Source organism: Geobacillus sp. E263 (genome assembly GCF_007197795.1).
Lineage (GTDB): Bacteria > Bacillota > Bacilli > Bacillales > Anoxybacillaceae > Parageobacillus_B > Parageobacillus_B toebii.
Map to the genome: position 1 here is coordinate 1,585,064 of NZ_CP041632.1, position 19,824 is coordinate 1,604,887.

General features: G+C 42.2%; 17 protein-coding genes and 1 pseudogene. 12 read left to right on the top strand and 6 right to left on the bottom strand.

The annotated features are described in order from the left end of the window. Window positions 1–72: 72 nt before the first annotated feature. From FNL97_RS08260 to FNL97_RS08275, 4 genes are all read right to left on the bottom strand, one after another. Window positions 73–1,281, bottom strand: a complete 1,209-nt coding sequence (locus FNL97_RS08260) for an MFS transporter (protein ID WP_143415440.1) — start codon at window positions 1,279–1,281, stop codon at window positions 73–75. A gap of 145 nt (window positions 1,282–1,426) precedes the next feature. Continuing rightward, window positions 1,427–2,569: a Ger(x)C family spore germination protein gene (locus tag FNL97_RS08265; RefSeq protein WP_143416303.1), complete on the bottom strand. Its 1,143-nt coding sequence runs from the start codon at window positions 2,567–2,569 to the stop codon at window positions 1,427–1,429. Continuing rightward, window positions 2,566–4,092: a spore germination protein gene (locus tag FNL97_RS08270; RefSeq protein ID WP_143415442.1), complete on the bottom strand. Its 1,527-nt coding sequence runs from the start codon at window positions 4,090–4,092 to the stop codon at window positions 2,566–2,568. The genes FNL97_RS08265 and FNL97_RS08270 overlap by 4 nt, the downstream gene beginning before the upstream one ends. A 2-nt stretch (window positions 4,093–4,094) precedes the next feature. Next, complete coding sequence (locus FNL97_RS08275) at window positions 4,095–5,180, bottom strand: GerAB/ArcD/ProY family transporter (RefSeq protein WP_143415444.1); 1,086 nt, start codon at window positions 5,178–5,180, stop codon at window positions 4,095–4,097. A gap of 311 nt (window positions 5,181–5,491) precedes the next feature. Between FNL97_RS08275 and FNL97_RS08280 the strand changes: the two genes are divergently transcribed. Next, the gene (locus FNL97_RS08280; RefSeq protein WP_143415446.1) at window positions 5,492–6,424 is read left to right on the top strand and encodes a DMT family transporter; all 933 of its coding nucleotides are present in this window, start codon (window positions 5,492–5,494) and stop codon (window positions 6,422–6,424) included. Further along, window positions 6,405–7,334: a DMT family transporter gene (locus FNL97_RS08285; protein ID WP_143415448.1), complete on the top strand. Its 930-nt coding sequence runs from the start codon at window positions 6,405–6,407 to the stop codon at window positions 7,332–7,334. The genes FNL97_RS08280 and FNL97_RS08285 overlap by 20 nt, the downstream gene beginning before the upstream one ends. 45 nt (window positions 7,335–7,379) lie before the next feature. On the opposite strand, the gene FNL97_RS08290 is transcribed toward FNL97_RS08285, so the two are convergent. Next, window positions 7,380–8,636, bottom strand: a complete 1,257-nt coding sequence (locus tag FNL97_RS08290) for a sensor histidine kinase (protein WP_143415450.1) — start codon at window positions 8,634–8,636, stop codon at window positions 7,380–7,382. 242 nt (window positions 8,637–8,878) lie between these two features. On the opposite strand from FNL97_RS08290, the gene FNL97_RS08295 reads away from it, so the two are divergent. The 6 genes and pseudogenes from FNL97_RS08295 to FNL97_RS08320 form a co-directional block, all read left to right on the top strand. Then, window positions 8,879–9,295, top strand: coding sequence for a GntR family transcriptional regulator (locus FNL97_RS08295; RefSeq protein ID WP_062677690.1), 417 nt, complete (start codon window positions 8,879–8,881; stop codon window positions 9,293–9,295). Next, window positions 9,261–10,160 (top strand): ABC transporter ATP-binding protein, encoded by a 900-nt coding sequence (locus tag FNL97_RS08300; RefSeq protein WP_143415451.1) that lies wholly within the window; start codon window positions 9,261–9,263, stop codon window positions 10,158–10,160. Before FNL97_RS08295 ends, FNL97_RS08300 begins: the two co-directional genes overlap by 35 nt. After that, the gene (locus tag FNL97_RS08305; protein WP_143415453.1) at window positions 10,135–11,847 is read left to right on the top strand and encodes an ABC-2 transporter permease family protein; all 1,713 of its coding nucleotides are present in this window, start codon (window positions 10,135–10,137) and stop codon (window positions 11,845–11,847) included. The genes FNL97_RS08300 and FNL97_RS08305 overlap by 26 nt, the downstream gene beginning before the upstream one ends. A gap of 129 nt (window positions 11,848–11,976) precedes the next feature. Continuing rightward, on the top strand, window positions 11,977–12,141 hold the full coding sequence (locus FNL97_RS08310; protein WP_286173524.1) for a hypothetical protein: 165 nt from the start codon (window positions 11,977–11,979) through the stop codon (window positions 12,139–12,141). A gap of 94 nt (window positions 12,142–12,235) precedes the next feature. Then, a complete protein-coding gene (locus FNL97_RS08315; RefSeq protein ID WP_143415455.1) occupies window positions 12,236–13,318 on the top strand; it encodes an RNA-guided endonuclease InsQ/TnpB family protein in 1,083 nt (360 codons plus the stop codon). Between the two features lie 36 nt (window positions 13,319–13,354). Then, window positions 13,355–13,849, top strand: a pseudogene (locus FNL97_RS08320) (HAD-IC family P-type ATPase); the annotation flags it as partial. Window positions 13,850–13,884: 35 nt separating this feature from the next. On the opposite strand, the gene FNL97_RS08325 reads toward FNL97_RS08320, so the two are convergent. After that, window positions 13,885–14,109 carry a YczF family membrane protein gene (locus FNL97_RS08325; RefSeq protein ID WP_143415457.1) on the bottom strand — a complete coding sequence of 75 codons (225 nt, stop codon included), beginning with the start codon at window positions 14,107–14,109 and terminating at the stop codon, window positions 13,885–13,887. A 128-nt stretch (window positions 14,110–14,237) separates the two neighbouring features. Here FNL97_RS08325 and FNL97_RS08330 point away from each other — a divergent pair, with 128 nt between their 5' ends. The 4 genes from FNL97_RS08330 (at window position 14,238) to FNL97_RS08345 (ending at window position 19,821) form a co-directional block, all read left to right on the top strand. Continuing rightward, complete coding sequence (locus FNL97_RS08330) at window positions 14,238–15,869, top strand: spore germination protein (RefSeq protein WP_143415459.1); 1,632 nt, start codon at window positions 14,238–14,240, stop codon at window positions 15,867–15,869. Beyond that, complete coding sequence (locus tag FNL97_RS08335) at window positions 15,866–17,074, top strand: Ger(x)C family spore germination protein (protein WP_143415461.1); 1,209 nt, start codon at window positions 15,866–15,868, stop codon at window positions 17,072–17,074. The genes FNL97_RS08330 and FNL97_RS08335 overlap by 4 nt, the downstream gene beginning before the upstream one ends. Window positions 17,075–17,087: 13 nt before the next feature. Continuing rightward, window positions 17,088–18,185, top strand: coding sequence for a GerAB/ArcD/ProY family transporter (locus FNL97_RS08340; RefSeq protein ID WP_143416304.1), 1,098 nt, complete (start codon window positions 17,088–17,090; stop codon window positions 18,183–18,185). A gap of 184 nt (window positions 18,186–18,369) precedes the next feature. Further along, window positions 18,370–19,821, top strand: coding sequence for a SpoIIE family protein phosphatase (locus tag FNL97_RS08345; RefSeq protein WP_205729491.1), 1,452 nt, complete (start codon window positions 18,370–18,372; stop codon window positions 19,819–19,821). The last annotated feature ends 3 nt before the right edge of the window (window positions 19,822–19,824 follow it).

Sequence of the window (19,824 nt, forward strand, 5' to 3'; positions counted from 1 at the left end):
TCATTGCTCGATGAATGCTATCAAGCTATAAAGGCAGTCTTCTTTTATCAAAGAAGACTGCCTTTTCGCCTATTAGGAAGCGAACGATTTCTCTTTCGGCAACCACCATGTAAGTACCCCAAACAGCGGAAGGAAACTGCATAATATCATAAGAGTATTTAAATTATACAAATCAGCAATTTTTCCAAGAACCACGGCCCCAAGCGCTCCCATCCCAAACGCAAGGCCAACGATCAGCCCCGACGCCATGCCGACATTTCCGGGAAGCAATTCTTGGGCATACACGACAAATGTGGAAAAACTTAATGATAAAATAAAACCGGCAAGAAAAATGACAGGCAGTACCCATGCAAGTGGAAGATATGGAAGCATGAGGGCAAACGGCGCCGTGCCGAGCGTCGAAAACAACATTAAATTTCGTTTTCCGAATCGATCCGCCAGAGGCCCGCCTACAAATGTCCCGATGGCTCCGGCGATCATAAAAACAAACAAATAAACTTGTGCTTCTTGAATCGGCACATGATAGTGTTTCATTAAATAAAATTGATAATAATTGGAAATGCCGGACGAGTACCATGACCTTGCAAACACTAAAAAGATTAATAGCGTTAAGGCAAACATGATATTTCGTTGCTTTTTGACATCGCCTTTTTCTGCCTTGGTTTGTTTCTGAACCGTTTCGTATTCTTTAAGACGGAGCGAATACCAGCGCGACACGCGAAACAAAAGAACGATGCCAAAAGCAGCAATCGCGGTGAACCAAGCTGCGCCTTTTTGCCCAAACGGAACAAAAATCAGTGCTGTAAATAATGGAGCAAGGGCATTTCCCGTATTCCCACCCACTTGATAAATGGATTGGGCAAATCCTCTTTTTGCTCCTGCGGCAAAATATACAACGCGCGACCCTTCCGGATGAAAAATCGCTGAGCCGAACCCTACAAACAAGACGGATAATAAAACAAAGAAAAAATGCGGTGCAAACGCAAGCCCAACCATGCCAAGCAAGCTCGCTGCCATTCCGAGCGGCAGGAAGTAAGGAGAGGGGGTTCGGTCCGTAAAAAAGCCAACAACCGGTTGCATCACCGAAGAGGTCATATTTAAGGTAAAGGCGATCCATCCAATTTGAGTATACGATAAATTCATGGATGCCTCTAAAATCGGAAACAACGCCGGAACGACCGCTTGCATCGAGTCATTCAATAAATGGCCTACACTAATCGCGATTAAAATGGGATATACGGTTGTTTGCACCCCCGTGACACGTTGGACATTCACTTGCATTTCTCCATCCCCCTTATCGTTTTCAAAAAAAATCCCCTTCGCTTAAAGCGAAGGGAGCCATTTATTCTTTATTCCATTATAACCCATTTGAAGGTGATTGCAATAACATATGTTTACGTTCTAGCCAAAAATGATCGAAGATGCATCACTGTCTAAATTTCTCTTTTCCAGACGTATCAATGGAAATTTTTACTTTAATCTTTTTTAAATTTTCGTCTGTTAATGGAATCTTTCCGTTTTCGGAAAACTTCTTCCAATCTTCTGGTTTTTTGCGATACATCGCTTCAGAGAGGTTAAGGATATCCATATCGTATTTCAGCCCCAATTTGTAGAGGCTTCTTATTTCCTCTTCCACCGTTTTTTGCGCCAAGCGAATTAATTGTTTTTCCGTTAATTTTTCTCTTAACTCCACTACACTTCCTTTGCCGGATACCTTGATGTTAAACACGGGAGTATTTCCTTTGATTTGGTAGGAAATTTTGGATTTAGGTTTAAGAATGACGATCGATGCGACCACTTTGTTTCCTTTTTTTACATAAATAGGAGTTCTGCTTATATCTTTTTCAAACCACCTGATTCCCAGCAACTTGGAACGATCGATACATTGTTGAAGCTCATAATGGTCAACAAAGCAAATTCCTTTTACATTTAACATCGGTTTTTCTTTTTCATTTTCCGCCCAACTACGCGAAGCAATGTTGAGATAAGGGAGTCGTGCAGTTTTTGAATCTTCATTCATATCAGCGACAAAGCGATTTAAACGAATCGGCCGAATAAATGAACTTTGTTGAAAAAGCATCTCAGGATTGGATAACAAAGAATAGAATGGAGTTGTATGCAAAAGTGGTGTTGCCTCAAAAATTTTTTTTAATGGCTCATCTGTCGCATAAACCCATAGTGTAGGCCTAATTTCGTTATATCGGTCTAAAATGTCCAAGACGTCTTCTAATACTACTTTCTTCAAGGCTCTTTTTGTAAACACGATACTTTTCACATGCCCCCATGATACCATTCGTTGAATAGAAGTATACAACTTATCGGTTGCAATATTAAACGTTTCGCCTGTGAATTTTCCAACGGCAACGGAGGTTTTTTCTTGGGCGCCTCCAGTCTCGACTTTCGCCAATCCGGTAAAGCTAATGAGCTGCACATAAACGATAAAATGATGATCCTTATAATCAACACCTATTGCATCAATATAAACAAGTTGATCAATATTGCGCGCTCCCCAGCAGCCTGTTAACAAGAATATAGAGATGATAAAGGGAAAGGCGGGTTTGAAATTCAATTCGCTTCCCCCCTTGGTGTATCGTCCTGCGGTTTTAGCAAATCTGCTCTCTTTTTGAATTTTTTCCATCCATTCGGGATTAAGACTTTGAAAATATCCCTGGTTGGAGGAGAGAGCGGAGTAAGATACGGTATTCCAAATATGGTTAAATTTAACATGTATGTTAAAATTATAAATAAAGAAGCGATAAACCCAAAAAACCCTAGTGCAGAAGAAGCGGCTAAGACAATAAAACGCAATAACGTCACGGTTCCAGCCAAGTTTTGATTCACTAATGTAAACGCGGCGATAACGGAAAGGGCCGCAACAACAAGGCTTCCCGGTGTGAATAAGCCAGCGCTGACAGCCGCTTGCCCAATAATCAATCCGCCGACAATCGATAACGTTTGCCCGATCGCTAACGGCAAACGCATGCCCGCTTCTTTAACGATTTCGAACAGCCCCACCATGATAAACATTTCTAGCGGAACAGGCAATGGCACTCCTTGCCTGGAAAGCACAACCGTTCCTAAGAGAGTGAATGGCACTTCTTCTGGGTGAAACGATAATAACGCGACCCAAAATCCAGGTAAATAAATAGACACGGAAATTCCCATGGTGCGAAGGAATCTCTGAAAAATGACGAAGAAAGGTGATGTAACGTTATCTTCCGATGTATTTAGTAAAAACAATAAGTTTCCTGGACCAATAATGACGGTGGGAGCACCGTCTAGCAGGATGATAAATCTTCCATTTAATAAACAATTGGCTGCAAAATCCGGCCGTCCTGTGTATGCAAACAACGGAAACAGCGAGAACCGTTTGTCGCCAATCAGCTCTTCCAACTGATTGGTACTCATCAGGGAATCAATATTTAACTGTAAAATTCTTTTTTTCACCTCATGAATCATTTCGCGGTTCGCGATGTCCTCTATGTACATTAATCCCACTTTTGTTTGGCTTCTTGTTCCGACGATAAATTGTTCATAACAGAGCTTATGGGATTTGATCCGCTTGCGGATGAGCGCGACGTTTTTCGAAATTTCCTCAATAAAACCGTCTTTCGGACCGCGGATCGACACTTCCGTGTTCGGCTCTTCCGGGTTGCGGTTCGGCGGATTGGCAAGCGTGAGGGAATATAAAACATCCGCTTCTTGAAAGTAGACTAATAAATCGCCGTTAAAGAGAAGAAAGTTCAGATCATCAATCAGCACTTCTTTTCCAAGCAACTCTATTGGCAGCAGTTTGTTCGCTTCAATCTCCTCCACCGATTGGCAAGGATATTCGCGGCACATTTCGCGAAACGTTGGAAAAATGGCCTGTTTCATCAGCTGGTTGTCACACAGCTCCTCACAATAGACAAACACTAAAGTAAGCGTGCCGCTTGCGGTTTTTGCAGGTCGAATCGTCGAAGTAAGAATCGCGACATCTTTACAATTTGAAAAATGATCGCGCAACGTTTGCTCAGAAATAATGAGTGTTTCCTGCCCGCTATGATCATTTGGATTTTTTTTGATTTGTGGCGCTCTTGAAGGAATTTTCATGATTAAGCTCTCCTCTTTTTGAAATATGAAATGAGTGCCAATATCCCAATGAACAAAGAGAGAGATAGAATGGATAGCAGCGAAAGCGGCAAAACCAATTGATATAGCAAATCTAAAAATTTATCGTCGCTGATCGGAATCAATGATAATAAAAACAGAGTGATATAAATAACGGCCAGAATCCATAATCGTGCTTTTTTATCCGTTACATGAAATAGCTCTGGTATAAGCGCGGAAGCCAGGGAAATTCGGATAAACGCTCCAGACATCCACTGATAAACAGCAAGAAAATCGAGATATTCAATATACGTTCCTAATTTAATCAATCGCCATTCGTCAAAGGCCGGATAACGTAAATTTGCTGCTTCTTTCGGTCCATATTCAATAATCGCGCCAATCGTTGGACCAATGCTTAAGCTTGCGGCGAGAACACTAATGATGAAAAGAGCTTTAAAAGAAAAACGAGTTTGAAGATGATGTTGCATGAATAAAATAATAAAAATTTCCACATATCCGGCACCGGCATAGATCATTCCTTTGAAAACAGGAGTAAAGCCATTCTCCATGATTGGCTTTAACAATGAATAATCTTTATGCGGCGTAGTTGCGATCGCAACTAAAATCCCAAAAATAAAAACAAATGGTAAAAGAATAACCGCCGTCTTTGCGATGGATGGAATGCCATGATATGCGTTATAAAAGCACATCACTGTTAAGATTAATAAAATGGCCCAATCGGGTGTCCGCGTTAAGTAGGCAGTAGTAGTAAACGTAACCGTGTCGTTGAGTGTAACATAGCCGATAACAAGTAATAATAGGCTTCCAAGAATGGCCACGAAATATGCAATAGCACGATTAAATTCTGTTTTTAACCATAAGAATAAATTCATTTGATTGGATTGCTTCATGACAAAGTACAACAGCGGAAGCCATAATGGCAATGCCGCAAGGGCTATGATTGACGAAATCCATGCATCACGACCGGCTGCTTGTAATAGCAACGGGACTACGATGACATGATTCATTAGCCCGATAGATAACATAAACACACAAGCCAGTTGAACAGTATTTAACGGAGTATTATTCACGGCGGACACCTTTCTTTTGGATGAATTACTAATCATGTTACTATTTTTTCCTAAAACAGAATACCTATTCTTTTTTGCAACATACATGGAATAATATGCAAAAATAGTAATGTGTATTTGACGATCATTTGATACAATGAAACAAAATGGAATGATATAGAAAAAAGGTGGGAACGGTGAGAATGTATTTCGATTTATTGGAAAACGACCAACCGTCTGCTTGTTTCTAAGACGAGGCGAGCAGCCAATAACCACGCCTTGTCTTAGGGATGAGGTTTTTAATCCCTATAAAGACGGAGGTTTGTTTCACGATGAAAAATACATTTTTTGGCGCTTTCTGTTTATCTTTGGCAGCAAGCATTTGGGGCGGAATGTACGTTGTCAGCAAATACGTCCTTGATTTTGTTCCGCCGTTTACGTTAGTTTGGCTTCGTTATGCAATCGCGTTCGTTGTTTTATTTGGGATATTAAAAGCCCATCAATATAAAACAAAAACGAGGATATCCATTCGAAAACAAGATTGGCTTTTGCTAGGGTGGATCGGTTTTATCGGTTATTTTGTTTCCATCTCATTGCAGTTTATCGGAACAAAATTATCCGATGCGCATACTGGTGCGTTAATCACGTCGGCAACTCCAGCGTTTATTGTCGTGTTTGCAAGATTTGTCCTAAATGAGTTGATCACCTTGAGAAAAGCTTTTGCTCTTTTGCTGGCTACCATCGGGGTTGTCATCGTCATTGGTTTTGACCATAGCGGGGGACAATCATTTTGGGGAAATATGATGTTAGTTGGGGCGGCGCTGACATGGGCGCTTTTATCTGTGTACGTGAAAGTGGCATCAGCCCGTTTTTCGACCTTAATGATCACAACATACGCCATTTTGTTTGCCTTATTATTCACTACCCCGGTTATGCTTTGGGAGCTGCATGGGCAACCTGTTTCTTTTCCTAATATGATTGTCATATTTGGAATTTTTTATCTTGGGATTATTTCGACCGCAGGGGCGTTTTTTCTCTGGAATAAAGGAATGGAAATGATGGATGCCGGGGTTGGCTCATTATTTTTCTTTTTTCAGCCGCTTGTTGGCGCCGTTTTTGGCTTTTTGTTTTTACATGAACAGATAACCGCTTCGTTTTATTTAGGCGGGTTGCTGATTATCATAGGGGTGTTTATTGCCGTTAAGTCTCCTATCCATCAGCGTCAGGCAAAAGAAGGGGAGAACCATGGCCGTACAAGTCTCTAACCGAATAAAAGGACTAATGATGGTCATCACCGGTGCAGCGCTCTGGGGACTATCAGGAACAGCGGCGCAAGTGTTATTTCAGGAAAAGCAAATAACCGCAGAATGGCTTGTCGTGGTGCGAATGATGATCTCAGGAAGTACGCTGTTATTGTTTGCGGCATGCAAACGGATGGCGATATTTTCGATCTGGACCGATATCAAAAGCATCGTAAGCTTGCTCTTGTTTGGATTTGTCGGCATGCTTGGTGTGCAATATACATATTTTGCATCGATCGCCACCGGCAATGCGGCTACGGCGACATTATTGCAATATTTAGCTCCTGTCTATATCGTGTTATACGTCATGGTTGCTCAAAAGCATCGTCCCACGAAAGAAGTGGTTTTCTCTATTTTATTGGCTCTTTTAGGAACTTTTCTATTAATTACAAACGGTTCAACCGGAGAATTAAAAGTGCCGTTGATATCTGTCGTTTGGGGAATTCTTTCTGGTGTTGCCTTAGCATTTTATACGTTATCTTCGGCACAGATGCTGAAAAAGTGGCACTCCATCATCGTTGTCGGCTGGGGAATGGTCATCGGTGGGGGAGGCATGTGTTTCGTTTTTCCTCCGTTTCCTTTGCCAGCGGTTCGCTGGGATGTGGAGACGTGGCTGCTTATCTTCTTTGTCGTTGTATTTGGCACTTTATTTGCATTTTTATTATTTGTCGAAAGCATCCGCTACTTATCGCCAACGGAATCGAGCTTGCTGTCTAGTGTAGAGCCGCTGTCAGCCGTAGTAGCCTCTATTGCTTTTTTACATGTCCCGTTCGGCCTGTTTCAAGCTATTGGAGCCGCTTGCATTATTGTGACCGTTCTTTTATTGTCTCCAAAAAAAGAGAGACAATCCTCCAACTCGACATCTATAACATAAGAAAGGGATGTGGATTAGCTCCACCTCCCTCTTTTACTGACAGAATCAGTTTGCAGCCTTAGGAAACGTAATCGATAATGTAGTTCCTTTATTAACCTCGCTTTGAATATGCAACGTTCCCTGCATCGTTTGAATCATCTTTACAGCTACCATTGTTCCGAGGCCAGTTCCTTTTTCTTTTGTACTAAAATATGGCTCACCAAAACGGTTTACTTGTTCCGTTGTCATTCCCACTCCTGTGTCTTTAATCGTAATGATAACATGATCGCCATGCAAACGGGATGAAATCGTTAATGTCCCTCCGTTCGGCATGGCTTCGATGCTGTTTTTTATCAAATTCAAAAAACATTGTTGAAAGTACTGAATGTTTCCAACAATCGCACCGGGCTCTAGCTTTTCAACAATTTCAATCGAGTTCATATGTGCCATCGGCGCTAACATCTGAACTACTTTTCGCAACTGGGCATCTACCATGAGACGTTCCACTTTGTTCGATGCTGGTTTGGCAAAAGTTAAATAATCGTTAATAATCGCTTCTGCTCGATTAATTTCGTCTAAAGCAATTTGAATGTAGCGATCTTTTGCGTCTTGTGAAAGAGAAGGAGTTTTTAATAATTGAATAAATCCTTTGACAACAGTTAATGGATTGCGAATTTCGTGTGAAATGCTAGCCGCGAGTTGACTCACCACTTCCATTTTCTCGACTTTTACTAGTTTGGAGCGCATGATAATCGCTTCTTTTAATGTTTCCATTATATACACGACAAATAGCATTCCAATGGGAGGAAGTAAAATGAAATAAACAATATAAGAGTCCGTTACTGGAAATTGGGCGATGATAATGGCAAGAAATGTGGTGAGAACCGCCAGAAACAAGGTTAACCAGACCGACATAGAAAGTTTGCTTGAACGTTTTAATGCCTTAAAGGTTGGTGAAACGAGAGCCGCAATAATAAACATGGTCATGTACACAACCGCGGTAGTATATTCAAACCCGTAAATCAGAGAGCGAGCAGCCAGCAAAATCAGCAGCAAAATAAAGCCAACGATTCCACCGCCATACAGTGTGCCTACAAGAAAAGGAATTTGTCGAAAATCATGAACGCACTGTTCATCAATGTAAATAGGAAATTTCATGCATAAAATGATCGGAAGCCCCATGCAAACAGCAAGAAGAGCATTTCTGCATAATGTTCGCTTTTTAAATATCTCCCCGTGGTCATAAATAAAGTAAAAAACAAATACGCTCACTAAAATATAAAACAAATTGTTCAATACATGCTGATTTATGTAAGAACCCATATAATATCTCCTATCTATGAAAATTCCATACTATTATTATACGGAAAGAAGTGATTGGAAAAATAGCTTTTTATGAAAAAGGGAGCTGCTATTGCTTTTTTGTGCAAAAGTATCAGTAACGTAAGGAATACTATGCCTTGCGTTGCGTTTTTTACATTTATGAAAAGTACTTGTCATTTGTCTGTTATAAGTGTACTATTATTGATAGTACAGTTGGTACAGAAAGTGAAAGGAGGAGGGGGATGTTTGAGTTAGATGTCCGCAGCCGCCAGCCAATTTATGAGCAGCTGGTCGAAAAAATGAAAGAAATGATCATCCGCGAAATATGGAAACCGCATGAGCAGCTGCCATCCGTTCGGATGTTGGCGAAACAATTGACGATTAATCCAAACACGATTCAAAAAGCGTATCGGGAATTAGAGCACCAAGGGTTTATTTATTCAATTCCAGGAAAGGGAAACTTTGTTTCTCCGCAGCCAAAAGCAGCAAGCCAAGAAAAAATCGAAGCCATTCGTCACGATATTGTCCGCCTAGCTGCCGAGGCGCTTTTTTTAGGGGTGGCCAAAGAGGAAGTGCTACAATGGATTGAACAAGCGGAACAAGGGGAGAGAGGGGGAGAAACCGATGATTCACTTGACGAACGTAACGAAAACATTTGATCGCTTTCAAGCGATTCGCAAAGTGAACATGACAGTGCAAAAGGGAAGAATTTACGGCCTGCTCGGCTCCAATGGCGCCGGAAAAACGACATTGCTAAAGATGATGGCTGGCATTATCCGTCCTGATCATGGTACGGTGCTCATTGATGGAGAAGAAGTATGGGAAAATCCAGAAGTGAAGCGTCGAATCATGTTTTTGCCGGATCATGTATATTTTTTCCCGCAAACAACAATCGAACAAATGGCTGCGTTTTACGAAAGCGTCTATCCATCTTTTCATCGGGAGCGGTTTACAAGATTACAAGAATTATTTTTGCTCGACCCGCGCAAAAAAATTCACCAGTTTTCAAAAGGAATGCAGCGTCAAGCCGCGTTTTGGCTCGCCTTTTCAACGATGCCGGACGTGCTCATCATGGATGAGCCGCTTGATGGGCTCGATGCGGTCGTTAGACAAAAAGTGAAAAATATTATCGTCCAAGAGGTCGCTGAACGCGAAATGACAGTGGTTATTTCTTCACATAACTTGCGGGAGATGGAAGATCTTTGCGACTGTATCGGCATTTTGCATGAGGGAGAAATGCTGTTTGAAAAAGAGCTGGATGCGATGAAAACCGATATCCATAAAATTCAAGTCGCTTTTCGGAATGGAATTCCAAAGCAATTTGCCGAGCAGCTTGATATCGTTTACAAAGAGCAGCGCGGCAGCGTCCTTCTCCTTATTGTGCGCGGCGAAAAGCAGGAAATCATTTCTTATATTAAGCCGTTTCAGCCGCTCATTTTCGATATCCTGCCGCTTACGCTCGAAGAAATTTTCATTTACGAAATGGGGGATGTCGGCTATGCCATCGAAAATATTATCGTTTAATCGCGGGCTTTTGGTGCAAAATCTTCGCAGCGTCGGATGGATTGGCATCGTGCATTTCTTGCTGTGGTTCGCCGCCATTCCGCTGCAATTATTGATGGCTTACTCCCAGCAGGAAGATGGCGGTATTTTTCCGGAATGGGAAAACTTATACAGCATTTCTGCGGAATTTCAAACGATGATCGTTTTTACGCTGCCAGTGTTGTTAGCCACACTGTTATTTCGTTACATGCAAGGAAAACAATCCTCTGATTTTATGCATAGCTTGCCTGTGCAGCGAGCGGAGTTGTTTTGCCAGCAAACTGTGTTTGGAGTGGGACTTGTTGTCCTCCCGATCGCGCTTATTTCATTGCTTACCATCGTTTGTCGCTATGGATTAAGTCTTTCCATGCCGCTTGCCATCGGTGACATCATCCGCTGGATGTGGGAAACGGTGATTATGGAACTGTTTGTTTTTGCAGCTTCTGTTTTTGTTGGCATAATGACAGGCATGTCGACGCTGCAAGTCGTATTTACTTACATTTTGTTTTTATTCCCGGCAGGCATCACTGTTTTGTTATTGACCAATACTTCGTTTTTATTGGTTGGCTTCCCGGCTGATTATTATTTATCGAAAAATCTGGAGAAAATTGTTCCATTTTTCCGCTATTGGCAGCTTGAAGCAGCACCGTTGACGGCAGGGGAATCGCTTGTTTATCTGCTTTTGATGATGTTGTTCCTTATTTTCGCGATTTGGCTGTACCAAAAACGGCATAGCGAGGCGGCGACGCAGGCGCTGGCGTTTCCGGTGCTTCGTCCGGTCTTTAAGTACGGCGTCGCTTTTTGTACGATGCTTCTTGGCGGTTTTTATTTCGGCGTTACACAAAACCAGTTTTTCTGGATTGTGTTCGGATATATCACCTTCTCATTTATCGGCTTTTTCGTTGCCGAAATGATTATCGAAAAAACATGGCGCGTTTTCCATAAGTGGAAAGGGTACGCTTATTTTGCCGCGGCGATGGTGGTCATTGGCATTTTGGTTCATCTGGATATAACCGGATATGAAAAACGGCTGCCGGCGCTAGAGGATATCCGCCAAGTCTATTTCGGCGGTTCCGTTTATGATTTTGTCGAGAATGGCCAACGTTCGTATGAGCCGTTTGAGCAAGAAAACCAATTTTTAAAGGAAAAGGAAAACATTCACGCCATCTACGCGTTTCACCAACAGTTAGTCAACGATCAGCCAAAACCGTCGCCGTTTACGGAACAAAGACAAGTGGTCATCGGCTATGTGCTAAAGGACGGCAAGCGGATGATTCGTCAGTACCATGTGCCTAGCGATCAATATTTTTCCTATTTCCAACCAATTTTAGAATCGAAAGAGTATAAGAAAAACTATTATTTATTGCTCCGCGATCAAGGATATTCGCCGATTCGCCAAGTTGCCTTCCACACCCCGGAAACGGGCGAGAAAACGTTGACGATCATCGAGCCGCAGCAAATTGATTCATTTATCGAAGCGTTAAAAGCCGACTTAATGGAAGAGCCGGCAAGCGCAATGCTGGATGACAACGTATGGGAGGGGGATATTGAATTGCTGCAAAGCGACGGTGATATCATCCATCTTGAATGGAAAAAAACGTATACTCATGTCGAAAAATGGCTCAAAGACCACCATCTGCTCGAAAAAGCCAGGGGGAATGCGGAATGATAAAAGGGAATCATTGTGATTCCCTTTTTTTGATTTAAAAACATTCAAATTATCGTTTGAATGAATTGACGTTTTTGTTGATGAAGGAATATACTATATTCAAATGAATATTTGAATGAAGGTGACAAGATGGCGAACGATGTATGTGAAGTATTTTCCATTAACGCGGAAAAAGTGGATGCCGTCCGGCAGCGCATCAATGAAATCAGCGGGGTGGAACAGCTGTTTAAAGCACTTGCCGATGCGACGCGCTTAAAAATCACGAGAACATCCGCCGGAAGCCCACTGCTTTAGCTGTGAGAGGAAGGCGGGGTTTATATTTTTAATATATATTGAATTTTTCGTTCAATATAAGTACACTGGATTTAGAAAGGTAGGTGAATCAAGAATGCTCTGCACTCTCAAGATTAAATTAATGCCAACTCTTGAACAGTTTCATGCGCTGCTGGAAACAATGAAACGGTTTAACCAAGCATGCAACTATATTAGCGAGATTGCTTTTCGCTCCAGAACCTTTTCCAAAACGAAAATCCAGCGGCTTTGCTACTATGACGTCAGGGAAAAATTTGGCCTCTCTGCCCAAATGACCGTTCGTGCCATCGGCAAAGTGTCGGAAAGCTATCGTTTGGATAAAAAAACCTTGCATAACTTTAAAGAAACCGGTGCCATCGTGTATGATGAAAGAATCCTGTCCTTTAAAGGGTTAGAGTATGCTTCCATCCTTACCTTGCAAGGAAGAATGGAAATCCCTATGGTCATTAGCCGCTACCATCAAGGTTTGCTGTGCGGCAACCGTGTTCGGGGTCAAGCCGATTTAGTCCTTCAAAACGGTATTTTTTATTTACTGCTCGTGGTGGACGTTCCCGAAGGCCAGCCCAATTCCGAAAACGGATTTATCGGTGTAGACCTTGGCATCATTAATATCGCCGTTGATAGCACCGGTGAGGTATTTTCCGGCTCGAAGGTCAACGGGCTGCGCCGCCGCCATGCGAAACTTCGCGCCAAACTCCAAAAGAAAGGCACCAAGTCAGCGAAACGCCTGCTTAAAAAGCGTTCCAAGAAGGAAAAACTATTTGCCCGTGATGTGAACCACTGCATTAGCAAGAAGATTGTTGAAAAGGCAAAGGCACTCGGATGCGGCATTGCCCTTGAAGATTTAAAGGGCATCCGCCAACGCACCGAGAAAACGGTTAAAAAGCAACAGCGTCGTCAACACTCTTCTTGGTCTTTTTATCAGTTGAGAAAGTTTATTGAGTATAAAGCGGCGATCGCTGGCGTGCCGGTGGTATTGGTTCATCCAAAAAATACTTCCCGCACCTGTCCGGTTTGCGGACATGTGGCCAAAGAAAACAGACCGTCAAGGGATCAGTTTTGTTGTCGAGCTTGTGGGTACGCTGCCCCTGCCGACAACGTGGCTGCGGAAAACATCCGCAGGGCTGCTGTCAACCAGCCGAACGCGGTAGCCAATTAGGCTAGTTGCAAGCCCACGGCTTTAGCCGTTGGGTAGTTGACTCAAACCATCATGTTAACCGGCGATCACGAAACGACAGCGCGGGCCATTGCTTCTTCCCTTCCGCTTACCGATATTCGCGCTGAATTGCTTCCAGAAGAAAAATTGACGGCGATTCAAATGCTACAGCAACAATCAGGACGTATCGCGATGGTTGGCGACGGTGTCAACGATGCTCCCGCGCTCGCTGCGGCAAACATTGGCATTGCCATGGGGGATATTGGAACAGATGTAGCGTTAGAAACAGCGGATGTTGTTTTAATGGGCGATGATCTTGGGAAACTCCCATATGCCATTCGGTTAGGACGGAAAACGATGCGCATTATTCAACAGAACATTGCGATTGCTTTTTTGTTAAAAGTGCTGGCACTTGTTCTGATTATTCCAGGTTGGCTTACGTTATGGATGGCCATTTTTGCGGATATGGGAGCGACGCTGCTCGTATTGCTCAATTCGATGCGGCTGCTTCGTCTAGGCGCGGTCAGCAAATGATAAAAAAGGTTTCTTGCCTTGGCAAGAAACCTTTTTTACGTTTTCTTTTGTTTTTGAAGAAATAGCGCCGCTAACACATCGAGCACCCATAACAATAAAATGAAAAATAAAATAAACGTTTCCGGTGTTTCCATGACACGAAATGGGTTCAGGACGTTGCGCATCGATTGACGTAATGTAAAACCCATTAACATATCCATTTCAATGGCGAGACCGATTAAAATGCTGCCAATGAACAATGAAATGCCTAGCACTTTCATTGAATCCACCTACTGTTGTTTTTTTCTTTAGTTTTTGTTTTCTACCATGGAATCATTCTTTGATCGTATATTCACCCCCCTTTGTTGTCTATAATGGCAAGTAAATGAGTTGGAGCGAGGGGAGTACGATGCTGTTTCAGTGGGGATTGCGAAAAAAACAACAAGATAAGCAAGGAGCGGCAACACGCCAAGAACGCGATCAAAGCGGTCAAGTCCAAGATATTCCGCATGAGCCGATTCATTCGCTGCTGGATGTGAATATCGATATCATTCGCCATACGACAGGAAACAGTTCCGATATTGTCATCCGTCGTTTTACGATTGGACAAGAACGTTCGATTCGTGCTGCTCTCATTTTTATCGATGGGCTTGCCGATGAAAAAAATGTGTATCAATTTTTGTTGGAACCGCTTATGACAGCAACGTTTCCGACTACCTTATCCCCGAAAGATACGTTTTTCTTTATGGAAAAAAAACTGGCTGCTGTCGGCAAAATCGAGCGCATCTCCCAGTGGGTTGATTTATTTTTGGCACTTATGTCAGGGGAGACGATTATTCTTCTTGATGGAGTGACGTTTGCTTTAAGTGCAAGTACGAGTGGGGGAGAATATCGAGCGATTGAAGAGCCGCAAACACAGCTAGCTATTCGCGGTCCGCGCGATGGATTTACGGAATCGCTGCGCATGAACACCACCCTCATTCGCCGTCGCATTAAAAATCCGAATCTATGGCTCGAAACAATGAAAATTGGCGAAGTGACACAAACGGACGTTGCCATTATGTATATTAAAGGAATTGCCAACGATGAAATCGTAGAGGAAGTCAGAAAACGGCTTCGCCGCATACATATTGATAGTGTCCTTGAATCGGGATATATCGAACAATTAATTGAAGATCAAACATTTACCACTTTCCCGACAACGTATCATACAGAGCGGCCGGATGTGGTGGCAGCCAATCTTCTCGAAGGTAGAGTGGCCATATTCGTTGAAGGAACTCCATTTGTGCTCATTGCACCCGCTTTGTTTATCCAATTTTTTCAAGCGGTTGAAGATTATTATGCTCGCTTTGATATTGCAACAGCACTTCGATTTTTGCGTGTTCTTGTTTTCTTTCTTTCACTTGTTGCCCCGGCGATTTATATTGCAGCAACGACGTTTCATCAAGAAATGATCCCAACTACGCTTGTCATTGCGATCGCTGCTCAACGGGAGTCAGTTCCATTTCCGGGGTTTGTCGAGGCGTTGGTAATGGAAGTAATTTTTGAAATTTTGCGGGAAGCAGGGGTGCGCTTGCCGCGTGCTGTTGGTCAGGCTGTTTCGATTGTCGGAGCGCTTGTCATCGGACAGGCGGCGGTGGAGGCAGGGTTTGTTTCATCGGCGATGGTGATTGTCGTTTCTATTACGGCAATCGCAAGCTTTGCGACCCCTTCGTTTGCGATTGCAATTTCTGCGCGCCTCATTCGTTTTGCGCTTATGTTTCTTGCCGCCATGTTTGGATTTTACGGCATTATTATGGGAATTTTGGTGATGACGATTCATTTATGCAGTCTTCGTTCCTTTGGCGTTCCATATATGTCACCGCTTGCTCCGTTTATTCCATCCAACATGGGCGATACGCTTTTCCGTGTGCCGACATGGGCGTTTAAAGAACGGCCACGTTTAATCAACCAGAAAAATATTATTCGCCAAAGAAAACAGCAACGACCTCAGTCGCCTGCTTCGAACCGTCAGGAGAAAAACGAGGGAGAGCAATCATGAAACAAAAAATGGCAATCACCCTTTTACTTCTGTTATGTGCAACCGTTCTTTCCGGATGTTGGAGCAAAAAAGAGCTGACCGATTTGGCATTTGTCATCGCTGTCGGAATTGATAAAACGAAGGATGGAAAGTATGTGATGATATTTCAAGTTGTCAACCCAGGAAACGTTGCTGGTTCGACACGGAGCGGTGGAGGTAGTGGCGGGGTGCCGGTTTCCATCTACAAAGCAACAGGAGACAACCTCGTCGAGGCAAGCCGGAAAGCGTCCAAAAAACTATCGCGGCTTATCTATTATGCGCATACAAACTTAGTGGTTATTGGTGAAGAAGTGGCAAAAGAAGGAGTCAACAGATTGTTTGATGCACTCGAAAGAAATAGTGAATTTCGCGCGACAGCAATGGTCGTGATCGCCCGGCATCATTCAGCGGAAGAGGTTCTCAAAATATTAACGCCCATTGATAAAATTCCAGCAAATCAAATTATAAAAACATTACAATTTTCTGAAAAAATATGGGGGCAATCGATTAATGTTGATATAGGAACAATAATTAACGATCTTGCTTCTCCAGGAAAAGCGCCTATCATTAGCGGTGTTGAGATTGTTGGGAGCGTGCAAAAAGGAAAACGGCAAACAAACGTGCAAGCTTCTGAACCTGATGCACGATTGAATGTCAATGGTTTAGCGATGTTTAAAGATGATAAACTTGTCAGATGGATTAATGGCGAAGCAGCGCGTGGAGTGTTATGGATTCTTGATAAAATGGAACAAACAGGCGTTACGATCGAATGGAAAGAGAAAAAAGAAGCAGCTGTCTATAAAGTCGTTCGTGCCAAAACGAGCGTAGCGGCGCATATGAAAAAAGGAAAACCATCCATTTCCATTCATATTCAGGCAGAGGGAGATATCGGCGAAGAGTTTGGCTCCATTGATTTTACCAATCCTAAGCAAATTTTTGCATTAGAAAAAAAAGCGGAAAAAAGTATAAAGAAGGAAGTGGTCAAAGCGATAGAAGAAGCAAAAAAAGCAAAAACGGATATCTTTGGGTTTGGAGATATTGTCTATCGTTCCTATCCGCGGCAATGGAAAACAATGAAATCAGATTGGCATGATCACTATTTTCCGCAGCTAGAGGTGAATGTAACGGTAGAAGCGTTTATTCGCCGGACAGGATTGCGAACGAAATCGTACCTATTTGGACAGTGAGGGCGGTGAAATGATGGAACGAGCGAAGATAGACGCACGGCAATTGTTTGTATTAATCATACTGTTTGAACACGGAAGTGCTACCGTCATTCCGCTTGGTGTAGGCGCCAAACAAGATGTTTGGCTTGCGATATTATTAGGTTTAACATTTGGTTTATTATTGTTTTTTATTTATTACCGTCTCTATCGTTACTATCCAAATGCCCCATTGACTGCGTATGTGCAAGACATTACTGGCCCTTGGATCGGTAAAGTTTTGGCGTTTGCATATATTGTTTATTTTCTTTATATTGCTTCCCGGGTCCTCCGTGATTTTGGCGATCTGTTGTTAACGTTTGCGTATCCAGAAACACCGCTCTTTATTTTAAATGCGATTATGATATTAACGGTGATGTATGGCGTTTATAAAGGGATTGAGGTCATTGCGCGGACGGGGGAATTGTTTCTTACCTTGCTTTATCTCCTCGCAGTATCTGGATTGATTTTAGTCATTTCTGCAGGACTGGTGGATCTCCATCGGCTGCAACCGATGTTGGAAGATGGATGGCAACGGGTATTTAAAGTTGTGTTTTCCGAGACGCTTTACGTTCCATTTGGGGAAATGATTGTTTTTACGATGTTGTTTCCATATATGAATAACCCGGAAAAAATGAAACAAGCGGCGATAGCAGGTATGGTGTTAAGCGGTCTTAATTTGGCGATCATTATGACGATCAACGTTGCCGTCCTTGGAGCGGATGTTGTCGCCCGTTCTGCGTTTCCACTTTTAGACACGATACGGAGAATTCGAGTTGCGAATTTTTTGGAGCGTCTGGATATATTTTTTATGATTGCCCTTATTATTGGCGGATTTTTTAAAGTATCCGTATTTTTTTATGCTGCGGTGATTGGAACAGCGAATGTATTTCGCATTCAAAATCATCAGCGTCTCGTATATCCGCTTGGGCTAATGGTTTTGCTGTTATCGATCGCCATTGCAAGCAACTATCCGGAACATATTACAGAAGGATTGAAAATGGTGACAATTTATATGCATGTACCACTGCAAATTATCATCCCGTTATGTTTGCTCATTATTGCCGCCATCCGTCACCGCTATTTTAAACAATAAAAAAGAAGAAAAAATACTTACTTCTATGATGAAAAAAAGCAGGAAAAAAAGTATGATAATCGAAATAGATAAAAAGAAAACTTTTTATTTTTGGGAAAACTGGTCTCCTTTTTGAAGGTGGCCTTTTGTCATAAGAAGGAATTTTATGTATTTTTGAAAGATTACGATGAAAAAGGGTTGAACAATGGTGAAACTAGATTCACAGGTGAAAGGAAAAACATGCGGTCATCATACAAGCGAAGGAATTGTCATCACAGATCGGAATAAAATTATCGTGGCAGCAAACGATGGAGCGGTAACATTAACCGGTTATTCCAAAGAACAGTTAATCGGTCAATCCTTTCAAATTCTCCTTTCCGATGAACATTATGTTGAGAAGTACGAATTAATCTGGAAATCAGTGTTGGAAAACGGCTATTGGGAAGGAGAAATTGAACATCTTATTGACAATGACCGGAAATTAGTCCGAATGTTAACGGTTTATTCACTCACAGGTACAGCGGACGAATTTTACGTCTGGCGTTTTTCTGATGTGGAAACAATTATTCGTTCACCAAAATCAGAACAAATGCTTCAAGCTATTTATGAAACGGCTCCCATTGCTGTTATTCCGTTATGTAAAAATATGACGGTAATGGATTGGGGAAATGCCGCAGAAACATTGTTTGGATGGAAACGGGAAGAAGTGATCGGCCGGCAATTTTTCTCGTTTTTTCATGATCATCCTCAATGCATAGCGATGTTTTCTCATCAGTTAAAAAATTCAACAGGCGAACGCACAGTTAGACGAAAAGATGGAACGTTCGTGGACGTTGCTTATTCTGCCATTCCTGTTACTGATTCGGATGGAAATGTTACGGGATATATGATGATGGTTATGGATATCACAAAACAAAAACAAAAAGAAGCAGAGTATAAGAAGCAATTGGAGCTTGCGAAAAAAATTCAACAAAGCGTGTTAACCCCTCCGATACAAAACGATGCAGTGACGATGGATGCCATTTATATTTCATCGGATGACTTGTCTGGCGACTTGTATGCATGTTACCAAATTGATTATGACCGCTATGGCGTCATTATTATTGATGTGATGGGACATGGCATTTCCTCTTCGCTTGTCAGCATGTTGCTTCGTTCACTATTAAGGGGATTAATTGTGCGTGTCATCGATCCAGTGTATGTCGCTATAGAACTCGAAAAGCATGTACAAAACTTATTTCCTAACGACGCAAATGGAATAAGATATTTATTTTCCATGATCTATTTAGTGATTGATACGAAAAAAAAGCAGATTGAATATACGAATGCAGGTCATCCTGCTGGATTGTTGGTTACGGAAGATGGAGAAATCATTGAATTGGATAAGGGAGGACTAGCGATTGGCAGTCCGTTTTCCGTCCCGTTTGAAAAAGAAGTTATTCATTATCAAAAACGAACAAGATTATTTTTATACACGGATGGGATTTTAGATGAAATGGATTCATCCATTTTACAAAGCATGAATAAAATTCGCAACTATACAAAAATGTATAGCCATTTACCAGATAAACAATTTTTGCATATGCTGATTGATCATAGTCGATCGCCAATGAATCCTGCCGATGATATATGCTTATTATCTATTACGATTCAATAACGA

Coding starts and splice junctions, on each gene's coding strand:
- FNL97_RS08260 (WP_143415440.1), bottom strand. CDS start 1,281: ATGCAAGTGAATGTCCAACGTGTCACGGGGGTGCAAACAACCGTATAT.
- FNL97_RS08270 (WP_143415442.1), bottom strand. CDS start 4,092: ATGAAAATTCCTTCAAGAGCGCCACAAATCAAAAAAAATCCAAATGAT.
- FNL97_RS08280 (WP_143415446.1), top strand. CDS start 5,492: ATGAAAAATACATTTTTTGGCGCTTTCTGTTTATCTTTGGCAGCAAGC.
- FNL97_RS08285 (WP_143415448.1), top strand. CDS start 6,405: ATGGCCGTACAAGTCTCTAACCGAATAAAAGGACTAATGATGGTCATC.
- FNL97_RS08290 (WP_143415450.1), bottom strand. CDS start 8,636: ATGGGTTCTTACATAAATCAGCATGTATTGAACAATTTGTTTTATATT.
- FNL97_RS08295 (WP_062677690.1), top strand. CDS start 8,879: ATGTTTGAGTTAGATGTCCGCAGCCGCCAGCCAATTTATGAGCAGCTG.
- FNL97_RS08300 (WP_143415451.1), top strand. CDS start 9,261: ATGATTCACTTGACGAACGTAACGAAAACATTTGATCGCTTTCAAGCG.
- FNL97_RS08305 (WP_143415453.1), top strand. CDS start 10,135: ATGCCATCGAAAATATTATCGTTTAATCGCGGGCTTTTGGTGCAAAAT.
- FNL97_RS08310 (WP_286173524.1), top strand. CDS start 11,977: ATGGCGAACGATGTATGTGAAGTATTTTCCATTAACGCGGAAAAAGTG.
- FNL97_RS08315 (WP_143415455.1), top strand. CDS start 12,236: ATGCTCTGCACTCTCAAGATTAAATTAATGCCAACTCTTGAACAGTTT.
- FNL97_RS08325 (WP_143415457.1), bottom strand. CDS start 14,109: ATGAAAGTGCTAGGCATTTCATTGTTCATTGGCAGCATTTTAATCGGT.
- FNL97_RS08330 (WP_143415459.1), top strand. CDS start 14,238: ATGCTGTTTCAGTGGGGATTGCGAAAAAAACAACAAGATAAGCAAGGA.
- FNL97_RS08335 (WP_143415461.1), top strand. CDS start 15,866: ATGAAACAAAAAATGGCAATCACCCTTTTACTTCTGTTATGTGCAACC.
- FNL97_RS08340 (WP_143416304.1), top strand. CDS start 17,088: ATGGAACGAGCGAAGATAGACGCACGGCAATTGTTTGTATTAATCATA.
- FNL97_RS08345 (WP_205729491.1), top strand. CDS start 18,370: ATGGTGAAACTAGATTCACAGGTGAAAGGAAAAACATGCGGTCATCAT.